Source organism: Nocardia sp. NPDC055002 (genome assembly GCF_053608825.1).
The window spans coordinates 542,329-565,426 of record NZ_JBSGWE010000002.1 but is presented as its reverse complement, the minus strand read 5'-3'; the positions used below and the strand labels follow the sequence as shown (position 1 = coordinate 565,426).

At 67.7% G+C, this 23,098-nt stretch carries 21 protein-coding genes; 6 read left to right on the top strand and 15 right to left on the bottom strand.

Annotated features, from left to right (window positions below; translation table 11 throughout):
• Positions 1-55 precede the first annotated feature (55 nt).
• The 5 genes from ACWF99_RS09840 to ACWF99_RS09820 are packed head-to-tail and all read left to right on the top strand — an operon-like array spanning position 56 to position 4,781.
• Entirely contained in the window at positions 56-961 is a 906-nt protein-coding gene (locus tag ACWF99_RS09840; protein WP_056809988.1) for an STAS domain-containing protein, read from the top strand.
• Positions 962-971: 10 nt separating this feature from the next.
• Positions 972-1,352 (top strand): STAS domain-containing protein, encoded by a 381-nt coding sequence (locus tag ACWF99_RS09835; RefSeq protein ID WP_056809990.1) that lies wholly within the window; start codon positions 972-974, stop codon positions 1,350-1,352.
• Positions 1,342-1,755 carry an ATP-binding protein gene (locus tag ACWF99_RS09830; protein ID WP_056809992.1) on the top strand — a complete coding sequence of 138 codons (414 nt, stop codon included), beginning with the start codon at positions 1,342-1,344 and terminating at the stop codon, positions 1,753-1,755. The genes ACWF99_RS09835 and ACWF99_RS09830 overlap by 11 nt, the downstream gene beginning before the upstream one ends.
• 19 nt (positions 1,756-1,774) lie before the next feature.
• A complete protein-coding gene (locus ACWF99_RS09825; RefSeq protein WP_170112222.1) occupies positions 1,775-2,368 on the top strand; it encodes a SpoIIE family protein phosphatase in 594 nt (197 codons plus the stop codon).
• A 52-nt stretch (positions 2,369-2,420) separates the two neighbouring features.
• On the top strand, positions 2,421-4,781 hold the full coding sequence (locus ACWF99_RS09820) for a SpoIIE family protein phosphatase (RefSeq protein ID WP_452535623.1): 2,361 nt from the start codon (positions 2,421-2,423) through the stop codon (positions 4,779-4,781).
• Here the strand turns inward: ACWF99_RS09820 and ACWF99_RS09815 are convergent.
• The 15 genes from ACWF99_RS09815 to hutC form a co-directional block, all read right to left on the bottom strand.
• A complete protein-coding gene (locus tag ACWF99_RS09815; RefSeq protein ID WP_378627354.1) occupies positions 4,773-6,251 on the bottom strand; it encodes a flavin-containing monooxygenase in 1,479 nt (492 codons plus the stop codon). The genes ACWF99_RS09820 and ACWF99_RS09815 overlap by 9 nt on opposite strands.
• A complete protein-coding gene (locus tag ACWF99_RS09810) occupies positions 6,248-7,729 on the bottom strand; it encodes a flavin-containing monooxygenase (protein WP_378627352.1) in 1,482 nt (493 codons plus the stop codon). Before ACWF99_RS09810 ends, ACWF99_RS09815 begins: the two co-directional genes overlap by 4 nt.
• Positions 7,730-7,738: 9 nt before the next feature.
• Positions 7,739-8,911 (bottom strand): hydroxymethylglutaryl-CoA synthase, encoded by a 1,173-nt coding sequence (locus ACWF99_RS09805; RefSeq protein ID WP_378627350.1) that lies wholly within the window; start codon positions 8,909-8,911, stop codon positions 7,739-7,741.
• The gene (locus ACWF99_RS09800; protein ID WP_358065645.1) at positions 8,908-9,966 is read right to left on the bottom strand and encodes a hydroxymethylglutaryl-CoA reductase; all 1,059 of its coding nucleotides are present in this window, start codon (positions 9,964-9,966) and stop codon (positions 8,908-8,910) included. The genes ACWF99_RS09805 and ACWF99_RS09800 overlap by 4 nt, the downstream gene beginning before the upstream one ends.
• On the bottom strand, positions 9,959-11,056 hold the full coding sequence (gene fni / locus ACWF99_RS09795) for a type 2 isopentenyl-diphosphate Delta-isomerase (RefSeq protein WP_378627347.1): 1,098 nt from the start codon (positions 11,054-11,056) through the stop codon (positions 9,959-9,961). The genes ACWF99_RS09800 and fni overlap by 8 nt, the downstream gene beginning before the upstream one ends.
• Positions 11,053-12,135 (bottom strand): phosphomevalonate kinase, encoded by a 1,083-nt coding sequence (locus tag ACWF99_RS09790; protein WP_452535622.1) that lies wholly within the window; start codon positions 12,133-12,135, stop codon positions 11,053-11,055. The genes fni and ACWF99_RS09790 overlap by 4 nt, the downstream gene beginning before the upstream one ends.
• Positions 12,132-13,196: a diphosphomevalonate decarboxylase gene (mvaD, locus tag ACWF99_RS09785; protein WP_378627344.1), complete on the bottom strand. Its 1,065-nt coding sequence runs from the start codon at positions 13,194-13,196 to the stop codon at positions 12,132-12,134. Before mvaD ends, ACWF99_RS09790 begins: the two co-directional genes overlap by 4 nt.
• Entirely contained in the window at positions 13,193-14,239 is a 1,047-nt protein-coding gene (gene mvk, locus ACWF99_RS09780) for a mevalonate kinase (protein ID WP_378627343.1), read from the bottom strand. The genes mvaD and mvk overlap by 4 nt, the downstream gene beginning before the upstream one ends.
• Positions 14,240-14,275: 36 nt before the next feature.
• Positions 14,276-15,073, bottom strand: a complete 798-nt coding sequence (locus ACWF99_RS09775) for a methyltransferase family protein (RefSeq protein ID WP_378627342.1) — start codon at positions 15,071-15,073, stop codon at positions 14,276-14,278.
• Positions 15,064-16,059 (bottom strand): fatty acid desaturase, encoded by a 996-nt coding sequence (locus ACWF99_RS09770; protein WP_378627340.1) that lies wholly within the window; start codon positions 16,057-16,059, stop codon positions 15,064-15,066. Before ACWF99_RS09770 ends, ACWF99_RS09775 begins: the two co-directional genes overlap by 10 nt.
• Before the next feature lie 50 nt (positions 16,060-16,109).
• The gene (locus ACWF99_RS09765; protein ID WP_378627338.1) at positions 16,110-17,372 is read right to left on the bottom strand and encodes a hypothetical protein; all 1,263 of its coding nucleotides are present in this window, start codon (positions 17,370-17,372) and stop codon (positions 16,110-16,112) included.
• The gene (locus tag ACWF99_RS09760; RefSeq protein ID WP_452535621.1) at positions 17,369-18,418 is read right to left on the bottom strand and encodes a polyprenyl synthetase family protein; all 1,050 of its coding nucleotides are present in this window, start codon (positions 18,416-18,418) and stop codon (positions 17,369-17,371) included. The genes ACWF99_RS09765 and ACWF99_RS09760 overlap by 4 nt, the downstream gene beginning before the upstream one ends.
• A gap of 719 nt (positions 18,419-19,137) precedes the next feature.
• Entirely contained in the window at positions 19,138-19,734 is a 597-nt protein-coding gene (locus ACWF99_RS09755) for a hypothetical protein (RefSeq protein WP_378627335.1), read from the bottom strand.
• A gap of 10 nt (positions 19,735-19,744) precedes the next feature.
• On the bottom strand, positions 19,745-19,999 hold the full coding sequence (locus ACWF99_RS09750) for a hypothetical protein (protein WP_452535620.1): 255 nt from the start codon (positions 19,997-19,999) through the stop codon (positions 19,745-19,747).
• Between the two features lie 456 nt (positions 20,000-20,455).
• Entirely contained in the window at positions 20,456-21,211 is a 756-nt protein-coding gene (hutC, locus tag ACWF99_RS09745; protein WP_378627331.1) for a histidine utilization repressor, read from the bottom strand.
• Between the two features lie 86 nt (positions 21,212-21,297).
• Here hutC and hutU point away from each other — a divergent pair, with 86 nt between their 5' ends.
• Positions 21,298-22,974 (top strand): urocanate hydratase, encoded by a 1,677-nt coding sequence (gene hutU, locus ACWF99_RS09740; RefSeq protein ID WP_452535619.1) that lies wholly within the window; start codon positions 21,298-21,300, stop codon positions 22,972-22,974.
• Positions 22,975-23,098: the final 124 nt, after the last annotated feature.

Here is a 23,098-nt window from a genome sequence, read left to right as displayed (position 1 = left end):
CAACGCGCACTGTGCGCACCGAAAACGTCCGTCGTCGAAAGGGGCAGGGGTTTCCATGTCCGAGGTGTCCACGAGTCTTTCGGCGGATTCGCTGCCGGCGCAACCGCTCGACAACCTGCTGCCACAGCTGGTCGAGCACCTGCGGCAGAACCGCACCGGGCTGCGGGAAGAGTGGGCACGGCGCATCACCGAAGCCGAACTGCTGACCGCGATGACCCCGGAGGAGATCTTCTCCGAGGCGACGTCGATGTACGACAACTACGTCGAGGTGCTCGTCACCGGTAGCGTCGAGGCACTGCAGGCCTACGCCCGCGACCTGTCCGAGCGCATCATTCCGCGAGGCGTCGAGACCGACGAGGTCATCGGCATCGTGCTGCTGCTGCGCGACGTGCTGGCACGCAGCCTCTTCGAGAAGTACCAGTCCAACTTCGAGCTGCTCAATCGCGTGCTCGACGCCTACGAACCGGCCGCCAACCGCATCGCCAACACCGTGGCCGTGTCGTTCGTGCAGGAGCGCGAGCGCGTCATCAGCCGCCAGCAAGAGGCCATCCGCGAGCTGTCCACCCCGGTTCTGCAGGTCCGCGAGCAACTGCTCATCCTGCCGATCATCGGTGTGCTCGACTCCCAGCGCGCCCGCCAGCTCACCGAGCAGCTGCTGCGCGCCATCCGCGCCAATCGCGCCAAGGTGGTCGTCATCGACATCACCGGTGTGCCCGCGATCGACTCCGTGGTGGCCAACCACCTCGTTCAGACCGTCGACGCGTCGGGTCTGATGGGCGCGAGCGTGATCATCACCGGCCTGTCCTCGGAGATCGCACTGACCCTGGTGACCATCGGCCTCGATCTGTCCAAGATGAACGCGGTCGGCGACCTCCAGGGCGGTATCGAAGAGGCCGAGCGTCTCCTCGGCTACGAGGTCTCCCGAGTGACCGAACGCTTGAGCGAGCGGGACGGGCGCTGACCAAGCCACCATGCCGGTACCTATTCTCAAGCAGGGCACGTACCTGATCGCCTCGGTACAGTCGGCCCTGACCGACGCCGACACCGAGCGGCTACAGGACGACCTGATGAAGCAGGTCAGTCGCTATCGCGCGACCGGCATCATCGTCGACGTCACCGCCATCGATGTGATGGACTCCTTCGCCGCGCGCTCGTTGCGCACCATCGCGCACATGACCCAGTTGCGCGGCGCGGAAACCGTCATCGTCGGACTGCAACCCGAAGTCGCCTTCGCCATGGTGCAGCTGGGCCTTACATTCGAAGACATGCACACCGCGCTGGATCTCGAGGAAGGCCTCTCCTGGCTGAATCGGCACCCGCGGCGACGAGACGGTCGCGACAGTGGCCGCTGAGCAGGTGGCGATCGCGGTCAAGGTGTCCGAGGACATCGTTACCGCCCGGCAGGCCGGGAGCGAGTTGGCCGGTGACCTCGGGTTCACCCTCACCGACCGCACGATGATCTCCACCGCCATCTCCGAAATCGCTCGCAACATCACCAGTTACGCGGGAAGCGGCGAGATCAGGCTGCTCATCGACTTGCGCGAGGGTCGCCGCGCGCTCGTCATCCAAGCCGAGGACCAGGGTCCCGGCATCCGCGACATTCCCCGCGCGCTGGAGGACGGCTATTCCACCGGCCGCGGACTCGGACTCGGACTGCCCGGCGCGCGCAGACTGATGGACCGCCTCACCATCGATTCCGCCCCGGGCCGCGGGACGTTGATCGAGATGTGGAAGTGGGTACCCGACGTTGCATGAGGACGGGATCATCGGGCGCATGGAGTGGTCGACGGCCGGTCGGGCTCTGCCCGGCCAGGACGTCTCCGGTGACCGCGCGCTCGTGCTCGACACCGGCGCCGGTGTGCTGTTCGCGGTGCTCGACGGGCTCGGTCACGGTGCGCCCGCGGCCGAGGCCGCCGATCGCGCGACGGTCATCCTCACCGAGAACTGTGGCGAACCGCTGGATGTGCTGATGGTGCTCTGTCATCGCGCGATGGTCGAAACTCGCGGCGCCGCAGTGTCGTTGGCGTTGATCGAGCCGGGCGAGACGCTGCAATGGCTCGGTGTGGGCAACGTCGATTCACGACTGCTCACCCTCGGCCCGGCCGGTCCGGAGCTGCGGGCCACGATGCTGCTCACCGGCGGCATCGTCGGATACCGGCTGCCCTCGCACCTGCAGCCGCAGACGCTGCCGATCCGCCCCGGCGATCTGCTGCTGATGGCGACCGACGGGATCGTCGCGGTCGGCCCGGAATCGCTGGACCTGGCCAAACCGGCCACTGCCATCGCGGGCGATCTGCTCGCCCGCGACGCGAAGGACACCGATGACGCGCTGGTGCTCGCGGCGCGTTTCCGTGGGCCGTGCCCGTGAGGCCCCGTGACCGCGGTTTGTTCGCACCGACCCGGCCGATGAGAGGTTGCCGATGAGCGCTGTCCTGGTCGCATTTCTCGACGACTATTCGGCGGCCATGCGCCGCCATGTCGCCGCACCAGGCCAGGCCGGCCTCTCGGAGGGTTACGACCTCGGCAGGCGGGCCCTCGTGGAGGGCATCAGCCTGCTCGATCTCACCGAGCATCACTTCCGGGCGGTCGCCGAGGACGCCGGCACGCGGGCCGATCCGCGCCGCGCCGAAGTGGCACTGGAATTCCTGCTGCAGACCATGGCGGCCCTCGATATCGCCACTCGCGGCTATCTCGACGGCACTCGCCGCTACGAGCAACAGCGTTCCCGCGCGGAGGATCTCGAAGGCCGCGACGCGTTTCGCACCGCGCTCGTCGAGTCGTTGCAGGACGGGTTCTTCGTCGCCGACGACCACGGCACCATCGTCGAGGTGAACTCCGCGTTCGGGGTGCTCACCGGCTACGGCGCCACCGAGGTGCCGTTCTCGCTACCGCACCCCTGGGCACTGAGCGATCGCACCGGCTACCCCCAGATCGGCACGGAGGCAGCGCGATTCGTGATGCCGGTACGTCACCGCGACGGCCGGGAACGCTGGCTGGCGGTGAGCGCGAGTTCGCTGGTGAAGCAGGAGAACGACGAGCGGATCTTCGTCGGCACCGTGCGCGATGTGACCGCCGAGCACGACGCACAGGCCCGCGACCAGGCCGCCTCGCGTCTGGCCACCGCCGTCGGGGCCGCGACGAGCATGGTGGAGGTCCTCGCGGTCGGACTCGACGAGCTGCGCCGGACCATGGGCGCCGAGACCGCGCTGGTCGCGATCTGGCCGAGCCGGACCGGGCGCCCCGATGTCTACTCCTGCGGCGTGACGCCGTCGAGCAGCGAAGAAGCGCAGCCCGCTCCCGAAACCATCGCCACCGCATCACAATTCACCGCGACGCCGATGCGGCAGAGTGGCCCGCGCGCGGACGGCCCCGTTGTGCTCGACGACGACACCCAGGCTCTGCTCGATCGCTCGCGCAGGCAATCCGCCCGTGGCCTGTCGGCCATCACCGGTGACGAGGGCGGGGTCGACGCGGTCGTCGCACCGCTCGGCGAGACCGGTGACGCGGCGCTGTGGGTACGCTTCGGCGCGCCGCGCGCGGTGAGCGCCGCCGACTGGGCCCTGTATTCCCTGCTCGTCGGCCATCTCAGCGTGGCACTGCAGCGCGCCCGCAACTTCGATCAGGCGCGCGCCACCTCGCTCACCCTGCAGCGAGCGATGCTCGGACCGATCGAACTGCCGCCGCGGTTCTCGGTGCACTACGAACCCGCCCTGCCACCGCTGGAGATCGGCGGCGACTGGTACGACGTGGTGCCGTTGCGTGACGGCACCATCGGCGTCGTCGTGGGCGACTGCGTCGGCCGTGGCCTGTCGGCCGCCGTGGTGATGGGCCAATTGCGTACCGCGGCAAGGGCTCTGCTGCTGCGCGGCGCCGGACCGGCACAGCTGCTCGCCGAACTCGACGCCGTGGCCTCCCGGATCCCGGGCGCCATGTGTACGACGGTGTGCGCGGCGGTGCTCGACCCGGAGCGCGGGATGGTGCGGTACTCGAACGCGGGCCACATGCCGCCGGTCCTCGCGCCCCCCGGTGGGCCGGGCCGGATCCTCGAGGGTGGACGCGCGGTTCCCCTGGCGACCTTCGACACGCCGCGCAGGCCGGAAGCCACGACCGCGCTCCCGCCGGGCGCCACCCTGGTGCTGTTCACCGACGGCCTGGTCGAGCAGCGTGGGTACGACATCGCCGAGGGCTTCGTCAAGATCGCCGAAGTGCTCAGCGAAACCGGCGCCGCACTCCCCCGCGACGTCGCCGACGCGGTGCTGTCGCGGCTGTGCCCGCCCGCGGGCTACGACGACGACGTCGCCATGGTCGTCTACCGCCAGCCCCCGGAGCCGCTGAGCCTCGACTTTCCCGCTGCCGCCACCGAACTGGCCGGGGTGCGCCGTGGTCTCTACCGCTGGTTCGCCACCGCCGCGGTCCCGCACGACCTGGCCGCCGACCTGGTCGCGGCCGCCAACGAGGCCTGCAGCAACAGCGTCGAGCACGCCTACCGGGACACCGAACCGGGCCGCGTGAACATCACGGCCCGCTGCGACGGTGACCGGGTGGTCCTGGAGATCGCCGACAACGGCAACTGGATCCCCACTCCCACCGACCCCGGCTACCGTGGTCGCGGCGTGGAGATGATGCGGGTACTCACCGAGGATCTCACCTTCGACCACGACGAGACCGGCACCCGGGTGCGCATGTGGGTGACCCTGCCCTCGATCACCTTCCCCACCGCGAACCCGCTGCGGGCCTCGTCGCGGCCGCCGACCGTCAGCTCGCGGCAGAATTCATTCTGACCGGGTCGTCTCATAGGCCTCGACGTCGAAGGTCTTCAGCATCCGATGGAACCGGAAGCTGAAGTCCGGCCACAGCGTGGCGTTGTGGCCGTCCTCGTCGACGAACCAGCTGGTGCAGTCGCCCGCGTTCCACACGGTGCCGTCGAATTTCTTCTGCAGGTCCCGGTTGTAACCGGCCTGCGCGTCCGCCTTGACCTCGACCGTGCGCAACCCACCGGCCGACATCGTGGTGATCGCGTCGCTGATGTAGTTGATCTGGGATTCGATGGTGAAGATCGCCGAGGTGTAGCTCAGCGCGGAGTTCGGGCCGATCATCAGGAACATGTTGGGGAAGTTCGCGATGGTCGTACCCTTGTATCCGCTCATCCCCTCGGCACCGAAAACCTCGGACAGCGTGCGGCCGTCCCGCCCGCTGATCAGGTCGTAGGTCGGCGAGTCGGCGATCCGGAAGCCCGTCGCCAGCACGATGGCGTCGACGTCACGCTCGGTGCCGTCGTTCGCGACGATCGACTGCTCGCGGATCTCGGCGATGCCGTCGGCGACGACCTCGACATTGTCTCGGGCCAGCGCGGGGTAGTACACGTTCGAGACCAGCATCCGCTTGCACCCGAGGCGGTAGCCGGGAGTGACGGTGCGGCGCAGCTCCCGGTCCCGGATCACCCACCACATCTTCAATCGCGCACCGCGCGAGAAGAAGTCGGCGAACGGTGGGTACTTGGACTGCCAGAGCACGAAAGACTCACGCACCCAGTACACGCCGATCCGCGCCAACCGCTGCGCACCCGGAACACGCCGGTAGTAGAGGCGTTCCAGCCACGAGTACTTGCGTCCCATGCGCGGCAACACCCACGGTGCGCTGCGTTGATACAGGTCGAGCTTGGCGACCTCGCCCGCGATGGACGGCACGATCTGGATCGCGGACGCACCGGTGCCGACGACCGCGACCCGCTTGCCCGCGAGCTCGAACTCGTGATCCCAGCGCGCGGAGTGGAACATCGCGCCACGAAACGTGGTGATGCCCTTGATGTCGGGCAGCTTCGGGGCACTCAGCGGGCCTGCCGCCGACACCATGATGTCGGCGGTGTAGGCGCCGTCGCTGGTCTGGATCTCCCAGCGCGCGGCGTCGTTGTCCCAGCGCGCGCCGATGACCTCGCAGTCGAGGACGATCGAGTCGCGCACCCCGTGCCGATCGACCACGTCCTGGACATACCGCTGGATCTGCGGCTGTGTCGAGAACGAATGCGTCCAGTGCGGATTGCGGGCGAACGAGTACGAATACAGCTGCGACGGGACATCGCACCCGGCGCCGGGATAGGTGTTGTCGCGCCACGTACCGCCGATATCGCTCGCCCGCTCGAGGACGACGAAGTCGGTGATCCCCAGCTGGCGCAGTCGAACAGCCACACCCAGCCCGGCGAAGCCGGCACCGATGATCGCGACGCGGGTGTGACGCGTCGACGGTGCGGTCATCGTGTCTTCGTCGTGGTGTCGTAGGCGTCGATGTCGAAGGTGCGCACCATTCGCCGATATTTGAAGCTGAAGTCCGGCCACAGCGCCGAGTTGTTGCCGTGCTTGTCGAGGAACCAGCTGGTGCAGCCGCCGTTGACCCACACGGTGCGGGCCATCTTCGGCTGGAGCTGCTCGTTGTATTCGACCTGTGCGTCCAGGCGGACCTCGAACGATTGCAGGTTGCGCTGCTCCATCGTGGTGATCGCGTCGACGATGTAGTTGATCTGGGATTCGATGATGTAGATCAGCGAGGTGTAGTTCAGCCCGGAGTTGGCGCCGAGCATGAAGAAGATGTTCGGGAAATTGGCGACCGTGGTGCCCTTGTACATCTGGTAGCCCTCGGCATCGGCGGCCTCGGACACGGTCCGGCCGTCGCGACCGGTGTACAGGTTGAAGGTCGGTGAATCGGCGACGTGGAAGCCGGTGGCCAGCACGATCGCGTCCACCTCCCGCTCCGTGCCGTCCTCGGACACGATCGAGCCGCTGCGGACCTCGGCGATGCCGTCGGTGACGACGTCGACGTTGTCACGATCGAGCGCACCGTAGAACTTGTTCGACACGAGCATGCGCTTGCAGCCGATCCGGTGCTGGGGCAGCACTTTTCGACGCAGCTCCGGGTCACGGATCTCGAAGCGCATCTTGAATCGCCCGACCGTCTCGAGCACGATGCCGGTCCACGGATACTTCACCTGCGTGATCACGAACAGCTCGCGCGTGATGTAGATCAGCGCCCGGATGAACCGTTGCAGGCCCGGAACGCGTTTGAAGGCAAAGCGTTCCAGTCCCAGGTACGGCCGCGAGATCTGCGGCATCACCCAGGTGGCGGTGCGCTGGTACACGTCGAGGTGCTCCACCTCGGGCGCGATCGACGGAACGATCTGCACCGCCGAGGAACCGGTGCCGATGACGGCGACCTTCTTGCCGGCCAGGGTGGCGTCGTGGTTCCACCGCGCGGAGTGGAAGATCTCGCCCTCGAAGCTCGAGATGCCCTTGATATCGGGCAGATTCGGCTCGGCGAGCACACCCGCCGCCGAGACGATGAAATCGGCGGTGAAGGTGCCCTTGCTGGTCTCGATGTCCCACCGGCCGTCGGCGTCGTTCCAGCGGGCCCCGGTCAGCGCGCAGTCGAAGATGTGCTTGTCGCGAACGCCGTAGCGTTCGGACACGGTGCGCAGGTACTGCTCGATCTCGGGCTGCGGCGAGAACGACCGGGACCAGTCGGGATTGAGCGCGAACGAATACGAGTACAGGTGTGAGGGCACATCGCAGCCCGCACCGGGATAGGTGTTGTCGCGCCAGGTTCCGCCGACATCGGGGCCGCGTTCGATGACCACGAAATCGGACAGGCCACGCTGGCTGAGCCGGATCGCGGTGCCCAGGCCGGAGAGCCCGCTGCCCACGATCATGACCTGGACGTGGCGGGTGTCGTTACTGCTCATGGGGCGACCTCAGCGGGATTCGTAGATGCGTTTGTGACCGGAGACGGCGGCCAGCCGGAACGGGCGCCGCGTTTCCTCGGCCATGGCGTGGTACGCGCCGTCACTGGGCGAAGCGGCCTCGTGCAGCGCCCGGTAGTGCTCGTAGCCGAGCAACTCACGCGAGGCGATCGCAGCCAGGTTCGCCTCGGTCCGCAGGTGCGCGCGGTAACCGGGCTGCACGGTGCCGCTGAAGAATTCGGCGACACTGCCCGACCCGTAGCTGATCATGGCCAGTGCCCGGTCGGTGAGGTCGTCCGCGTGATCGAGCAGCGAGGCCAGGCCGAGGTACAGCGAGGCGGTGTAGCTGTTGCCGACCGTGCGGTTGTAGGTCGTCGTCGTACCGATGGCGGCCTCGATCGCGTCGGCGTCGGCGGTGTGGCCCTGGCTTTCGAGCAGATGCCGGTGCGCCTTGTAGGCCATCTTGGTGAAGGGCTGGTGGTAGCAGAACGCGGCGAACTCACCGAGCTCGCGGCCACCCTGACGGCGGTAGTCCGACCAGGCCTCCTGGGCGGCCTTCTGGTAGGCGTTGACTGAGGTCTTGCCGTCCACGATGGCCTCGGTCCGGTAGTTCGGACGCCAGAAGTCCATGATGTCGGCGCTGTAGAGGCCCGAAATCGGGTCCAGCGCCAGGATCGCCGGATCCGCGGTGACCAGCATCGCGACAGCGGCGGCGCCCTGGGTCGGCTCACCCGGGGTGTCGAGTTCGTACTTCGCGATGTCGGCGGCGATGACCAGCACACGCTGCGACGGGTCGCGAGCGATCAGCCCCGCGGCGAACTGCAGCCCGGCGGTGCCGCCGTAGCAGGCCTGCTTGAGCTCGACGACACGGGCGGCGTTGGGCAGCCCGATCAGCGAATGCAGGTACAGCGCGGCGGCTTTGGACTGGTCGACACCGGTCTCGGTGGCCAGCAGTACGGTGCGGATGTTGTCGGTGCCGTGCCGTTCCAGGATCGGTTTGGCGGCGGCCGCGGCGATGGTGACGATGTCCTCGTCGGCGGCGGCGACGCTCATCTTCTCCTGGCCGATGCCGAGGTAGAACTTGTCGCGATCCACGCCGAGTCGCTCGGCGAGGACGGCGTGATCGAGAGCGTAGTGGGTGGTGGCGAACGAGAGGTCGTGGATACCGACCGGTGTAGTTGTCATCGTGGGCTTCCGTTGCTCGTGGTGGACCGCTCGAATTGGGTATGGGCACGCATCAATTCACCGCGATTGGTCTGTGCCGCCATCAGCGACAGCTCCCCGCACAACACGGTGGCCGCCCCGATCACCGCGAGGCGTCGGGCGTTCTCGCCGGGCTGCCGATCTTCGCGGCAGCCGAGGCGTTCCAGGTTCTCGTCGACGAAACTCGCGTGCTTGCCGTTGCCGACCGTGCCCACGATCAGGTTGGGCAGGGTGCACGAGAAGTAGAGGTCGCCGTCACGATCCTCGGCATGGGTGATGCCCTGGGATCCTTCGACGATATTGGCGGCGTCCTGGCCGGTCGCCAGGTAGTAGGCGAGCAGCATGTTGGCGTAATGCGCGTTGGCGGAACGGATTCCACCCGCCAGCAGGGTGCCGATCAGGTTCTTGCGGATATTGAGCTGGGTCACCTGCGCCGCGGTGGTGTGCAGCCGCTGCTCGACCACCTCGCGCGGGATGAGCAGTTCGGTGATCACGTTCTTGCCGCGACCGAGAATGCCGTTGACCGCGGTGGCCTTCTTGTCGGTGCAGTAGTTGCCCGAGATCGAGCCGTAGCGCACCCCGGGCATGGTCGACAGGATGTGATCCATCAGGTGGTCACTGGCCAGGGTCGCCATGTTGTGGCCCGACGCGTCACCGGTGGTGAACTCGAAGCGCAGGAACAGCAGGTTGCCGGTGATCTGGTGGTGCAGGTCGATGAGCCGGGCGAAACGACTGCTGCCGGCGACCACCTCCTGGAGCTCGGCCATGCGGCCTTCCAACTGCTGGACCGTGGTGTAGGCGGTGTACGCGTCGTCGGCTTCCAGCAGGATCGAGCGCGTCATCCGCTCGTCGATCAGCGTCGCGACGATGCCCTTCTCGGCCAGGGTGCTGATGCGCGCGCCGCGCCCGACCGAGGGCCACAGCGGGGTTTCGTAGGTGGCGAGGGGAACGTCGACGGCGTCGTCGACGACATTTCCGGTAATGCGGACAGGCCCCACCCACTGCAGCGGCACCGCCGCATACGACATGTCATTCATGGGTGACTCCTTCTCGATTTTCGGATTCACGCCACCAGGGGCTCCGGTGGGCAAGTGCTGCGGCGTCGATGCCGCGAAGCAGGCAGAAGTTCGCGACATCGCCGGTGATGAGCAGGTCGGCGCCGACCAGATCGGCGGGGGTGCGGGCGCCGAGGACGGTGAGGATGGTGCGCAGCTGGTCGAGCCAGGTCCCGATCTGGTCGACCAGGGCGGCGGTGTCGTGGCTGACCAGTGTTTCCAGGAACGCCCCTGCGACGCCGGTCGCGTCGGCGCCCAGCGCGAGCGCGCGCGCGATGTCCAGTGGCGAGCGGATGCCACCGGTGGCGGCGATGTCGATGCCGGGGATGCCGGCGCAGTCGAGCAGGCAGTTCGGGGTGGACTGGCCCCAGCTCTCGATGAACCCGAAGTCGCCGCCGACGCGCCGATCGTTCTCGATGCGAGCGAAGTTGGTGCCGCCACGACCGCCCACGTCGGCCACGGACACACCCGCGTCGCGCAACCAGGTGACGGTCTGCCTGCTCAGGCCGAACCCGACTTCCTTGACGAAGACCGGCACCGCGGTATCGGCGACGATGCGTTCGATCTGGCGCGGCCACGCCCCGAACGAGCGGTCGCCCTCGGGCATGACCACTTCCTGCACGGCGTTGAGATGGATCTGCAACGCATCGGCTTCGAGCAGATCGATGGCGCTGCGCACCTGGTCGACGGTCGCGTTCGCGTTGACATTGGCCATCACGAATCCGTGCGGATTCTCCTGGCGCAGCACGCGATAGGTGCCCGCGACCGACGGATCACGGAAGTAGGCGCTCATCGAGCCCGACGCGATGGGGATACCGGTCTCGCGCGCGGCGATGGCGAGCTGGCGGTTGATCTCGCCGGTCTTGGTGCTGCCGCCGGTCATCGCGTTCACGAACAGCGGTGTGTTCCACTGCTTTCCCGCGACTTCGACGGCCAGGGAGACGTCCTCGGCATCGATGCCGGCGAGGGCGTGGTGGACAAAGGTGACCGAGTCGAAGTCACTGACTCCGGTGGCCTGGCGGTGGTGGTTCACCGCGTGGCGAACGTGGTCGTCCTTGCGATCGGCGATCATCGTGGGTCCCCTTCGACAAGGTGGGTTCGCAGGGGCAGCGGGCGGATTCCGGCGGTGATCCAGCGCCCGGTGAGCTCGGCGATCGCCGCGGGCCGGGTGCGTTCGATGAGCGCGATACCGCAGTCACCACCACCGGCACCCGAGGGCTTCGCCGCCGCACCCACCGCGGCGCCCGCGTCGCACAGTGCGTGCAGACGCGGTGTCATGATGCCGAGGCCCGACGTCGCGTCGAGATCGACGAGCAGTGTTCGCGCGCTGTCGATTTCGACTCGCACGGCGCGGGAGTCGTCGGCCTCGATGGCGGCGACCAGCCGTTCGACACACTCGTTGCTGTGCGCCCGGAAGGTGCTGCGGTCGCCGTCGAGGCCGGCGACCAGCGCCGGTGTGGAGGCGGGGTTCCCGGTCCAGCCGACCTGCAGGGTGAGCTCGGTCGGGGTGGGCAGCGGGCGCACCGACAGGCCCGGCCACGGCGAACGCAGGGTCGCGTCGATGCCGTCACGGGCGAGCGAGGCCGCCACCTGCGCGCGGTCCGGGGATCGATAGGCGAGCCAGCCACCCCAGGTACTCACGGCGACATCGCCGCCCGAGGCGCGCGGATTGACCGCGATCGTGGCGAGCATGGCCAGCCGGTACCGATCCATGGGATCGAGCCCGAGCGCGAAGTGCTGTCCGAGGGCGTCGACGGTGGCCACCGTGACGGCCGCGCTGGACCCCAAGCCGAACTTGCGACCATCGTCGTCGCCGAGGTCGGCGGTGACGCTCAGCCGGAAGTCGGAGACGGGGACGGCCCGTTCCAGGAGCAGCTGATGAACGACCGAAACGGCCGCGAAGACAAACGAAAATGCCGCTGGTACAACAGCATCAGAGATGGGCGCCAATTCGTCACCGTGACGCGCACACGACAGCGTGACGCCGCCGTCCAGATCCGAGTGCAGGGTGATGCCCTCGCCGGGATCCGCCGCCGTGACCGTGGCGGTCGCGTAGCGGTCGACCGCCGTGAGCACCGCGAGGTGTCCCGGCTCGACCACGGCGTATTCACCGGCGATGAAGAGCTTGCCCGGTGCGCGACAACTGGTCATCGATCGCCACCCGCCGCCGGTGCACCGGCCGTCGTCAGCGACGCGCCGGGACCGATGTGCGCGGTCCGGGTGGTGACGAAATCGCCGAGACCGTCCAGGGTGGCATCGACCAGTGGCGCGTCCGCACGCGAGCACAATACTTTGACGTTCGGACCCGCGTCGATCGTGGCGTACGCCATGATCCCGTCGGCGCGCAGCGCGAGGACCGCGTCGAGGATGGCGAGCGAATGCGGTGACAGGTACCGGATTCCGGGGCGTGCGGTGAGCATGGTGGCGTGCATGCCGAGGGCGTTTCGCTCGGCGATCTCCCCGATCGCGGGAAGGTCTTGCCGCGCGATGGCTTTGCGCATCTCCGCCAGATCGAGCACCGAGGATTCGGCCCACGGCCGATAGAACGGCGAGGTGGCGGTGGTCTCGCGCATGGCGACACGGCTCGAGACTGCCTTCGCGCCCTGGTTCACCACGGCGACCACCAGAGCCGGGTCCAGTTCGTCGCCGCCGATCGGCTCCGCGAACGAACTCAGGTCCCCTGCTTCGCCGTCGCCTTCACCGGCGTGCCAGACGACGAAGCCGCCGAAGATGGAGCGCGAGGCGGAGCCGGAGCCGCGCCGGGCCAGTCGCGAGAGGGCGCGACCGTCGAGGTCGAGCTCATAGGCGGCCGCCGCGGCGGTGGCCAGGGCCGCGAAGCCACTCGCCGAGGAGGCCAGACCGGCGCCGGTGGGCCCGGCGTTGGACGTCACCACCATCGCACGGTCGGTCCGACCGGCCTTGGCGCGCACCAGATCCAGGAACGTCTCGATGCGGGTACGCGCGGCACCGGTGGCCGCGACGCCGTTGAACTCGACGACATCGGCCGGTCCCTCGATCACCCGCACCGACGTGGTGGTCGGGAAGATGTCGAGGGTCATCGACAGGCTGCCCGTGACGGGCAGGAACAGGTCCTCGTCCCGCTTGCCCCAGTACTTCACCAGGGCGATGTTCGGGTACGCGACCGACTCGGCGGACGGCCCGGTCACGGCGCCGCGCTCGGCGACCGCGGGTGATGCGGGAGTGAAAGTCATGGATTGACACCGTGTTCCGAGGTCGAGACGGATAGGGACTCCGCACCTGAACGCAGGCTGCGGGTGGGGACCGTCCAGGTCTGTACCGCGCCGGCGCGGCGCAACGCGGCGCTGACCGTGCGCGCGTCACCGGTCTCGGTGAGCGCGAGGACGCAGCCGCCCAGACCGGCGCCGGTGAGCTTGGCGCCGTACGCGCCCGCCTCCAGCGCCGCCGCGACCAGTGTGTCGATATGCGGGGTGCTCACGCCGAGTCCGGCGAGCAGGTCCTGGAAGTCGAGCATCGCCCGGCCCAGCGACGCGGCGTCCCCGGACGAGAGGTCTGCCGCGGCACCGCTGATCAGCTCGCCCGCCCTGGTCAGCATCCGGTGCGCGGACCGCGGATCGCGGTCGAGTGTGCGGCGCACCCCGGCGACCGCGTGCTGGGTGGACCCGGGCACCCCGGTATCGGCGATCACCAGCGCGGCGTCGAGACCGATGTCGAGTGCGGTGGCGGTGCCCTCGTGGAACAGGATCGGGCCGTCGGCCAGCACCGCGCTCGCGTCGATGCCACTGGCTCTGCCGTGCGCGACCTGTTCGCCGCACTGGACGAGTTCGTAGAGCGTGGCGGCCTCGACGGTCCGGCCGTGCAGGTCGGCGACCGCACGCACGGCCGCGCCGGCGCAGGCCGCACTCGATCCGAGCCCACGAGCGAGCGGAATGTCGCACTCCATCACCACATCGGCGATATGACCGGTCAGGCCCCAGCGCCGCAACGCCTCCTCGACCGCTACGCGCGGCCCGGACAACGTGTTCTCCACGGCATTCGGGTTGCCGGCGACGAATCCGAAATGTCCTTCGGGAACCTCGACGACGCCGCCGGGGGTGCCGGGACGCGCGATCGCCCGCACCGACAGGGTCGGCAGCGGAAACGCGATGGCGGGCGTCCCGTGCACCACGGTGTGCTCACCCAGCAGGATCGCCTTGGCGTGGGCTCGGCCCACGCCACGGACCGGGCCGGTCGCTGTGGAGCTGTGTTCAGTACGTTCTCGAACGGGACTGTTCACGACGATTCCTCTCCAGACTCGGCCCGGCCGTGCCGGTTACCGAGACGATCGGCCGAAAATGGCGCGCACGGACGGGAAGAACGCGGGCACCTGCGCGGCGTACGCGCGATAGGACGCACCGAAACGAGCGATGAGATCGCGCTCCTCCAGGTAGGTTCCCAGCAGGATGTACCCGGTCAGCCCGAGCGCCCACACCAGGTGTCCGACGGTGAACTCACTGGCGAACCAGAACGACACCAGCAGACCGGTCATCAGTGGATGACGAACCAGCTTGTAGACGCCGTTCACCTGCAGACGGTCGACCGTCGCGTCCGGTACCTGGATCACGTACTGGCGGTAGGCCTGACTGATGCCGAGCAGGTGGAAGTGGTTCAGCAGCAGGGTAGCCGCGTAGACCAGCACGAAGCCGATCCAGAACCCGGTGTCGAGCACCACTGCGAGCGCGCCGTCGGCCGACCACAACACGTGCGGCACCGGCTGCCACGCCAGCATGATCACCCACATCACCAGGCACACGCCGATGATGTAGACGGTGCGCTCGAGCGCCTCGGGCACCCAGCGGGTGATGAACGCCTTGAAGGAGGGCCGGGCCATTCCCGAGTGCTGCAGCGCGAACAGCGCGAGCAGCACCAGGTCGATGGCGATCGCGGGGACCGCGGACAGGTGCGGTCCCTTGTCCACCGTCTTGGGCAGCCACCAACCGCCGGCGAACAGCAGCATCAGCGGCACCGTGATGCCGGCGAAACCGTAGACGGCGAAGGAGAACAGGAACGGGACGAGCCGCGAGGGACTCGTCACCACGCCCCGAACCTGTTGCGGTGACATCAGATCCATGCGAACCACGGCAGGTAGCGTGAGCGAACGGTGCCCGCTTCCAGACGCGACTCCAGGCGCGCCTTCCACTTGTTGCCGTAGCCCTCGTTGAGGAAGCCGCCGGGCACGACCAGACGCCAACCCGACTGCGCCACCATCCAATACGGCACGATGACGCCGGGGTTCACGTCACGCATGTAGTCGAGCTTGTCGGGGATCTGGCTCCAGTGGATGCCGGGGTAGCGGTGGTGCACGCTGTGGTAGCCCTGGTTGAAGATCAGGAAGTTGAGGATGTTGCCCGCGTTGTTCAGCGAGGTGCTCGGCTCATCGGTGAATCCGCGTGCGGGAGCGTGGCTCAGCCAGGCGAAGTAGCCGGCGTTGACCTGGGTGATCAGGAACGGGACCCAGTAGAACAGCACGAACTTCTCGAAGCCCGCGACGTACCAGACGGAGCCGATCACGACGGCGTACACCGCGAGATCGAAGATGAACTGGTGGCGCGTCTTGCGACGGCGCGGCGCCGGGTTCGCGGCGAACACCGTACGCACCGTGTGGATCTTGACGACCATGCCGTAGCGCACCCAGTACCAGAGGGCGCCGATGCCCTTGTCCAGGCCGGTGGTCGCGGTGACATCGCCCGGGCCGTCGTTGAACCGGTGATGGTTGAGGACGTGCACCTCGCGCATCTCGGCCGCGGTCAGGTTGCCGGGCAGGCAGCACAGGATGTCGACCACCCGGTTGGGGAACTTGGACACGAACAGCGGGCGATGGGTGTGCATGTGCATCACGCCGATGGTCAGCGAGAGGTTCAGCAGCGAGAGCACGATGATCAGCGGTACCGCGATGTACCAGGTGGAGGTGCCGGGAATGAACAGCGCGGCTGCGGTCATGCCGATCCACAACGCGATGTGGAGCAGCGGGCCGACGTTGGACGCGTGCTCGAGTTTGAACACGCGCCGGCTGAACGGCGGTTTCTCTGTGGGCGCGACGGGCGTTCCGGTGCTCATGGGAGAGCTCCTTCGCTAGTAGTGACGATCATCGAGGAGGTGTTCCTCGACTACTGGTGGCTGCTGTTGTCGAGAGCGGCGAGCTGCAGCCGTGTGGCCAGCGCCCGGATCGCGTCGGGTTCGTGGCTCGGCACCCGCTCCATGGCACCGAAAGCCAGGTGATCGGCGATCATCATGGTGCGGATCGCCGAGTCGGAGAGTTCGCCGGTCAGGCGGCCTTCGGGCAGGGTTTGCACCAGCGCGAAGGTGGTGTCCACGATCAGCGGCATCAACGAGGTTTCCGTCGACGCGAGGTCGCCCGCACCGAGCACCTGCGAGGCCGACGCCGAGCCGGTGGTGAAATCCGGTGAGGCGTCGAGCATTTGATGGATCGCGGCGTCGCCGCTGCGGCGCACACGCTCGAGCATCGTGGTCCAGTAGGCCGGCGAGGCGGCGGCCAGCGTGGCCGCGGCGACAGGGCGCCGGAAGGGCGCGGGCGCCCCGACGGCGCCACACAGGAACGCCGAAGTCGTGATCGTCATGTACGCCATCGCCGCCCGCGCGCCCAGGCTCGGTGTGCCGGGACCGAGCTTGGCCAGCAGTGCGAAGCCGCCGAGGGCGGGGGTGAGCTGGCGCAGCATCACCATCCGGGTGAGTTCCTCACGGTCGGCGGCGCCGTAGATCGCGAGTTCGTTGTCGCGCAGGTCGTTGGCCGACTGGGCGATCACGGCCACACAACCGGTCAGCTCCCGCAGATCCGCTTCGGGCAGTACATCTTCGGCGACCAGGGCGCAGGCGTAGTGGGTGATCCGGCCGAGCACACCTTCGCTGTAGGCGACGCGGGTCAGCGGTGCGTCGATATTGCGCGCCATCACCCGGCCGACATCGGTGAGCACCAGCCCCACCCGCTGGCGACCCTGCTCGGACAACGCCGCGAGCAGCGCCCTGATGTCGGCGATGCGCTCGGCGAGTACCCGGTCGACGGCTTCGCTGTCGCGGATCTTGCCCTCGAGCGCGGGCAGCGGCGCCGGGAGGGTGTCACTGGTGCCGTTGAGGTAATCCACCGCCGCCAGCACGGCATCGCTGGCTACCGTGCGGTCGCTGAGATCTTCGAAAGCGTCGAGCACGCGACAGGCGAGCAGCGCGGCGGTGGCCTCGGCGCGCAAGGTCGCAGGCAGCAGGCCGACGGCGATGCCCAGGTTGCGGCCCGCGGGAATCAGCGCCAGCGCGGCCAGTTCCTGTGGAGACCGCGCGGTGCGCAGTGCGTCCAGATCCGGTGCGCGGCGAAGATTACGCAGTCCGCGGATCAGGAGGGGAAGTCGTGCCGTGCTCATCGGGAGATCACCTGCTCGAGAAGTTCGCGCAGGTCGTCACGCGCGAGGGAAGGGGGGAAGACGTCGAGAGCGCGGGTGGCCTTCTCGGTGGCGTCCATCGCGACCAGGCGGGCGGCTTTGGTCGCGCCGCTCTCCACCAGGTCTTCTTGCAGGGTCGCGCTGGAAATCTCCGCGTCCAGCCACATTTCGCGGGCGCCGGGGCGCGAGCCGAGCCATTCGATGACCGGCCAGGTGGGCACCCGGCGTTCGAGGTCGCCGCCGGCGTCCTTGCCCAGGCCAGGTCCGCCCTCGATATCGCGGACGTCGTCCATGATCTGGAAGGCGAGCGCGAGTTGGTCGGCGTACTCCATCAGGGCGTAGAGCCGGTCGAGATCGACCCCGCCCGCGGTGCCGCCGTAGGCGCACGACAGCCGGAACAGGGTGCCGGTCTTGGCCCCCGCCACGAGTTCGTAGTGGCGGCGCAGCGCGACCTCGTCGATCGAGGGCGGCAGGGTCTCGATGAGCTGACCGTAGGACAGGTCGGAGAGCCGGTCGGCGTAGGTGATGCCGGGAGCCTCACCGACCCGCGCGAAGACCTCGGGGTTGTCGGTCAGCACCCGGGCGACGACCTGCATCGATGCGCCGGCCAGGTGAAATCCGGCGCGGGCACTGGTGCGCACGCCGAACGCGGCGGGCACCGACGGTGCGTCGCGACGCAGCAGCGATCCGTCACAGATGTCGTCGTGGACCAGCGAGGATTCGTGCAGCATCTCCATCGCGCAGGCCAGGTCGACGGCATCGCCCAGCGGGGCGGCGGTGTCGGCGGCGTCGGGGAGCAACCCGGCAGAGGCCAGGACGAGCCGGGCCCGCACACGCTTGCCGGGAGCGGCCAGGATGTGGGTGTAGATCGCGTCGAAATCCTCACCGGTGATGAGCAGTTCCCGCAGTCGTGCGGTGACCAGCGCCAGTTGCTCGGTCGGTCCGGCCGGTCTGGGCATGACCACCACTTGGTCGCCCGAGTGCTGGTCACCCGAGTGCTGTGCTGCGGGTAGCGCGGGATTATCCATAGCGCTGAGCTCCTTTGGTGTGGTCACGATGCGGAGAGGTTCACCGGCGACTGCCGGACACGGGTTTATGGAGTTTCCGGCGGGGCAGTCGTAGGGAGTCACCTCTCGCAGCCGACGGGGTCGAGCGTCCCGTTCGCTGGCTACCGACGGGTAGTTTTCTGGAGGAAGCTCGAGATGTCAAGCATTCCAACATGTTCCAAGTTTGAAACCTGCAATTGTGCTGTACCACAATGGTTTACGGAGATTTCAGGCGGGTGAGACAGCAGCGACGGCCGACTGCTGACACTAGGCGTGCGGCGTAATCGCCTGCACTACAATGACTTCCGCGTCATCGCGAGAATCCTGGGGCGAACTCACGCGTCGCGGAGCCGCCCGAGATAGACACCTCGGGAGTCGTCCAGCGATGCGTGGGGTCGACCGCGATGCGGTCGAGTCGGAGCTCGCAACGTCAATGTTGTTGGCACACACATGATTCGGGACCGGAGTGACACGAACTGTCCGTTCGTCAACAACTCCGGTGACAGTGACAGCTCTGTCCAAACCATACAATCCGATTCGCGTTACCGCGAGCCGAGGCGCGCTCGAGAACCGACCCGAAGGCCCGCGACGATCCGTTGTCACGCCCAACGTAACGATGAAACCTTTTGCAGCGCCGTCGGTTTCACCGGCAACGCGGCGGTCAGCGAAGCGGCCGAGTGAAAAGACGCGACCGGGTTCGGTCAGCGGGCGGCGGTGCTGCCGAGACGGCCGAGAACCCGGAGGTCCGGTGTCGGATGGTCGACGAGCGGGGCGGTGGACCGGACAGGGGGACGCATGATCGTGCAGCGACGGGCCAGAACGGTGCCGCAGGCATGGACGGTGGTGGTGATCAAGTCTTCGGCCAGCGGGAGGTCGTCGTCGCGATAGGCGTAGACCGAGAAGCGCACCGTGTGCTGCTCGTTGCGCGGGTCCGCCTGCTGAACCGCTTCGGCGGGGCAGCTCGACAGGAGCATGATCGCGGCGGCCAGGTCCGCGCAGGGATCTCCACCGACCAGCGAGCCGGAGGCGAAGGCGGCGAAAAGCGTGCGCAGGCAAGGCTGTTCGGGTCGCTGCTGGGAGTCCTGGATCTGCGACCAGCGGCGCAAGGCCGGGTGGTCGGCGATGTCGGGCCTGCCCTGCCACCGCCGGCGCGCGCAGTCGAGCAGCCGGGCGGAAGTCGAGTCCCACACGTGGGGCGCTTCGATTCGGGCGACGATCCGCAGCAGGCGGCATTCGTCGGCAGCGGTGGTCACGGGCGGTTCGATGAGCGGCGCCGCCGCCTGTCGGTGCGTCTGCATTGTCGACCTCCTACCGCACGAGAGAAGAACCGAGCGGGCGCTGCGCGGCAGCGGCGGAACCACGCCGCCACGCCAGGCGGAACGCCCACGCCGAGGCCAGCACCGACATGACGACGACGGTCGCGATCACCCCGAAGACCACCCCACCGGACCACCCGACGCCGTCGTATCGCGCGATCAACGCCGACGCGAGAATCGGGCCCGCCGTGATGAACACGGGAATCAGCAAGATCAACCCGAGGGTCACCAGACTCGACGGTGTCATCACTGTTTTCGCTGCGGAGAAATCACGTCGAGAGATCATGGTATGCGGCCCCGACGGCTGCGTCACTGTAGCCATTTCCGCCCTCTCCGTTACCTGAATGGAACCCAGCGAAACTATCGAGTCCCAAACGTACAGCCCCGATCCGGCCAACCGCGTACTTCGTCACGAAACAGTGATAACTCGAAATTGAACCAAATCCGAGCAGGAGACATATGCCCAGCTCAGGCGGCATTTATTCATTAGCTGTCAATTTGCTGTTCCGGTTTATTGTTCAGATCGGATAACAATCTCGGACGGCGAGCATGCACGCTCCATCCTCCTCGGTAAGCGAGTCTTCACACCCGTTCGGAAAGGAAACAGTTCGACAATCCGCCTGATCGGAATCTCACCGAGCAATTGCCAAGCGGCGACAGATGTTTCGAGTCGGGACCATTGTTCGGCGCACTCGACGCACAGTCAGCCCGGTTCGCTACCGAAGCTGCCTTCCAGCCGATTGCGCGAACCCGGATGCACGAGCCGTGCCATGCTGACCAACCCGCCCGAGGACCAGGTGCGGCGCCGGATGAGCAGGCACGGCTCGTCGGCGTCGATGCCGAGCAGCACACACTCCTCGCGGGCGGCCCGCACCGCCTCGACGACATGCTCACCGCGCAACAGTGGCGCGACCTCGCTGAGGTAGACGTTCGGAGTGACGGCGGTGAAGTCCTGGGCGAGATAGTCGGGGGCCTGTGCCGGGTTGACGTAGCGGTCCTCGAGCTGGATCGGCACGCCGTCCTCCAAGTGCACCAGCAGCGAGTGGAATACCGTGCCGCCCATGGCATTCGCCAGCTCGGCATCACCCGGAACCTCGGATCGCACGAACACCACCTCGGTGCGATGACGATGCCCGCGACCGGTGATCTCGTCGGCGATGTTGCGGACCTCGAACAGCGGTGAGGAGGCCTTGCTCGCCGCGACGAAGGTGCCCACACCCATCACCCGGGTGAGCGCGCCGTCGGCGGTCAGGTCACGCAGGGCGCGATTGATCGTCATCCGGGACAGGCCGAGCGCGGCGACGAACTGGTTCTCCGAGGGGATCTGCTCCCCCGCGTTCCACCGGCGCGCCTTGATCTGCGCCATGATCAGCTGCTTGACCCGCTCATACGCCGCGAATTCGCTGCCGAGCTCGCCGTAGAGCGCGGCCAGCTCCGCATCGACTACCTCGATCGCCACCACCGAATATCTCCTCGCCTCGCCCAGAGAATACGTTGCGCTCGAAACTCGTCGTTACTTGTATATACAGGAATATACTGGTCCCCATGACCGATGCGACACCGCCTGTCTCCGGCCCACGTCCCGTGTCCGCTCCGCGCGGCAGCGAGCTGCACACCCTCGGTTGGCAGCAGGAGGGCGCCTTGCGGATGTTGATGAACAATCTCGATCCCGAGGTCGCCGAACGCCCCGACGACCTGGTCGTCTACGGCGGGACCGGGCGGGCGGTACGCAGCTGGGCGGCATTCGACGCGATCGTGCGAACGCTGGAGACCCTCGCCGCGGACGAGACATTGCTGGTGCAGTCCGGGAAGCCGGTGGGAGTTTTCCGCACCAACGAGTGGGCGCCGCGGGTGCTGCTGGCGAATTCGAATCTCGTCGGCGACTGGGCCACCTGGGACGAGTTCCGCAGGCTCGAGCAGATGGGGCTGATGATGTACGGGCAGATGACGGCCGGGTCGTGGATCTACATCGGCAGCCAGGGCATTCTGCAGGGCACCTACGAGACCTTCGGCGCGGTGGCACGCAAGCGATTCGGCGGCACCCTCGCCGGCACCATCACTCTCACGGCGGGCGTCGGCGGGATGGGGGGCGCGCAGCCTCTCGCGGTGACGATGAACGAGGGGGTCGCGCTGTGCGTGGACTGCGATCCGGCGCGCATCGACCGGCGGATCGCGCACGGCTACCTCGACACGAAGGCCGAGACCTTGCGGGAGGCACTGGATCTCGCTGTCGCAGCGCGTGACGAGCGCAGGCCGCTCTCGATCGGCCTGGTCGGCAATGCGGCCGAGGTCTTTCCCGCACTGCTGGCCATGGGCGCACCGATGGATATCGTCACCGATCAGACCTCGGCCCATGATCCGTTGTCCTACTTGCCGATCGGGGTCGCGCTCGAGGACTGGCACACCCTCGCCGAGAAGGATCCGGTCTGGTTCACCACCGAGGCACAGGCGTCGATGGCCGCGCATGTCGAGGCGATGGTCGGCTTCATGGACGCCGGCGCCGAGGTGTTCGACTACGGGAACTCGATTCGCGACGAGGCCAGAAAGGGCGGCTACGACCGGGCTTTCGCGTTTCCCGGCTTCGTTCCCGCCTACATCCGCCCGCTCTTCGAAGAGGGCCTCGGTCCGTTCCGCTGGGCCGCGCTCTCGGGTGATCCGGCCGATATCGCCGCCACCGACCGCGCGATCGTGGAGTTGTTCCCCGACAACAACCATCTGCGCCGCTGGATCACCATGGCGGGCGAGAAGGTGAAGTTCGAAGGTCTGCCCGCGCGGATCTGCTGGCTCGGCTACGGCGAACGTCATCGCGCGGGCCTGAGATTCAACGAGATGGTCGCCTCGGGTGAGCTGTCCGCTCCGCTGGCCATCGGCCGCGATCACCTCGATTCCGGGTCGGTGGCCTCCCCCTATCGCGAGACCGAGGCGATGGCCGACGGCTCCGACGCGATCGCGGACTGGCCGCTGCTCAACGCACTGCTCAATACCGCGTCCGGGGCGAGCTGGGTGTCGATCCATCACGGTGGCGGGGTCGGGATGGGCCGTTCGATCCACGCGGGCCAGGTGTGCATCGCCGACGGCACCGAGCTGGCCGCGCGGAAGCTGGAGCGGGTGCTGACCAACGACCCGGGCACCGGCGTGATGCGACATGTCGACGCGGGTTACGAGCACGCGGCCGAGGTAGCTCGTGAACGGGGTGTGCGGATTCCGATGCAGGAGGGCTGACCGGCCCGGAAAAGACGAGAGCCCCGGCATCGCCGGGGCTCTTTCCACTTTCAATATATAGCGTAAACAGGGACTTGCGGCAAGGCCCCGGGGGTGCTGCACAATCATCCGGTCGCACCGGAAA